This window comes from Micromonospora sp. ATA51, from assembly GCF_016802855.1.
GTDB lineage: Bacteria > Actinomycetota > Actinomycetes > Mycobacteriales > Micromonosporaceae > Micromonospora > Micromonospora sicca.
On record NZ_JAEVHJ010000577.1, the window covers coordinates 1 to 2,196 of the forward strand.

Here is a 2,196-nt window from a genome sequence, read left to right on the forward strand (position 1 = left end):
GGTGCTGCTGCACCTGCTCTCCCCCGCCGGCCGCCGGTCGCGGTCACCGCCTCGCTCCAGCTCACCGGGACGCCGTTCGGGTCGAGGTCGAAGCCGGTCCGGTAGGTGACGGTGCCGCCGTTGCGGCGGGCCACCACCAGGTCGGGACGGCGGGTGCCGGTCACGTCGGCCACCGCCACGCCGGCCCGTCCGCGCCGGCGGTCGCCGCCTCGTCCGGCACCGCCCGGGGTGCGGTCCAGCCGCCGACCACCCGGCCGCGCCGGTTGAGGCCACGCCCGGTGAGGTACCGGGCCACCGGCGTCCCGCCGAGCGTGCCGGTGGCGAACACCAACAGGTCGGGCACCTGGTCGCCGGTCATGTCGACCACCTCGACGCCCACCGCGCCGATCCGGTCCAGCTGCATCGGGGTGGGCAGCGAGTCGGTCCACCCGTCGTTGACCCGGCCGCTGTCGTCCAGCCGCCAGCCGATCCGGTAGTGGAGCCGGTTGTCGGTGCCGCCGGCCCGGCTCACCGCGTACGCGACGATCAGCTCGGGGCGGCCGTCACCGTCCAGGTCGGCCAGGGCCACGTCCAGCCCGGTGGCGTCCCCGCTGACCGGTTCGGGCAGCTCGTACGGTCCGCTCCAGCCGCCGGCCGCCGCGCTGTTCGCGTCCGCGTCCCGCCCGACCCAGTAGGCGATCCGGCAGGTGCCCGCCGTGGTCCCCGGCAGCAGGGCGGCGGTGACCAGGGTGGGGCGGCCGGTGGGGAGGACGGTGCCCAGGGTGGTGGCGGTGGCCCGGGCGACGACCGGGATCGCGGGCCCGTCCGCGGTCGGGGTCAGCGCGGCCTCCCGCACCGCCCCGTCGTCGCCGATGTGGTGCCCGACCTGCATCCGGGCCCGGCTGCCGGTGCCCTGGGTGACCGTGTGGGTGAAGACCAGCGAGGCGAGCAGCCCGACCTTCGGCGCGAACCGCACGTGCGCCGGCGCGGGCGCGTCGACCGGGCCTCCGCCGCGCGGGTCGAGGGGGGTGCCGTGGTCGATCCAGCCGATCGCCGGGTACGCCCAGCGGAACGAGGTGAGCCGCCCGTCGGCGGTGACGGCGAAGAGTTCCCCGTCGCGGGAGTCGCCGAGCAGTGGGCCGGGGCGGTGCTGGCCGAGCCCGCCGGCCGGGACGGCGGTGGTCACCGAGTCCCACGCCCAGTAGTAGCGCTCGTGCACGTCGTGGTACCACTGGAAGCGCCGCATCAGCCGGACGTCGGCGGGGTTGGTGGTGGACGCGGCGAGGGTGACGATCGCCAGCTCCTCCTCGTTGCCCAGCGGCGCGGCGTCCTGCGCCAGCGAGACCACCCGTCGGCCGTCCGGCGCGGGTCGTGCAGGTACGTCGAGCCGTCGCCGAACAGCGACACCAGCCGCCCGTCGGGCGTGACGTACGAGATGCCGACCCGGCCCGCCGGATCCTGGTACGGGTGCTGGGCGGCGGGGGAACCCCAGACCGGGGGCGACCCGCTGCCGATCTGCCGCCACTGCCCGTCGTGGCCGAACAGGCGGTTGCCGGTGGTGGCGACCAGGACGCCGAGCAGGGACGGCCGCGGCGATCCCCACAGCCGTTCCGAGGCGCCGAGCGCCGGCGCGCCCAGCGACGTCCAGCCCCGGGTGCCCGGGTCGGAGCGCCACAGCGCGCCGTCGCCGCCGAGCAGGTGGATCAGGCCGTTCCCGACCACCGGCCGGCTGTGCACGCCGGTCGGTGGTGCGCCGCAGTCGTTCCACACCCACCGGTCGCCGTCCCAGCGCCGCTCGAAGAGCCGGCTGTCCCGGGTGCGGACGTACACCCGGTCGGGTGGCACGACGGCGCCGGAGGTCGCCACGGCCGTGTTCGGCGGGGTGCCGTGGTCCCGCCAGACCCAGACGCCGCCGAGGCGGCGTCGCTCGAACAGCCGGCCGTCGGCCGCGCCGACGAAGAACCGGTCCCCGTTGAGCAGGTCACCGCCGTTGGTGACCACGCGGGTCACCGGGTCGTCGGCGGCCAGCGCGGCGGTCGGTCCGGCGGCGGCCCGCAGGCTCGTGGCGCCGGTCTTCCACCACGGGTTCGCGGCCGCCTGCTCGATGACCGCCCGGGTCAGGTCGCCCACCCTGGGCGCCCGTCGCTGACCAGGGCGTCCAGCACGGCGCCGCCGGCCGGGACCCGCGCCGCGGGCACCGGGCTGGCGCCGTCGGCG

General features: G+C 77.3%; 2 protein-coding genes. Both read right to left on the reverse strand.

The genetic code is table 11. From position 1 onward, the window contains the following. Positions 1 to 160: 160 nt before the first annotated feature. Entirely contained in the window at positions 161 to 1,327 is a 1,167-nt protein-coding gene (locus tag JNW87_RS37920) for a hypothetical protein (protein ID WP_238455389.1), read from the reverse strand. Then, complete coding sequence (locus JNW87_RS37925) at positions 1,225 to 2,109, reverse strand: hypothetical protein (protein ID WP_238455390.1); 885 nt, start codon at positions 2,107 to 2,109, stop codon at positions 1,225 to 1,227. Before JNW87_RS37925 ends, JNW87_RS37920 begins: the two co-directional genes overlap by 103 nt. Between the last annotated feature and the right edge of the window lie 87 nt (positions 2,110 to 2,196).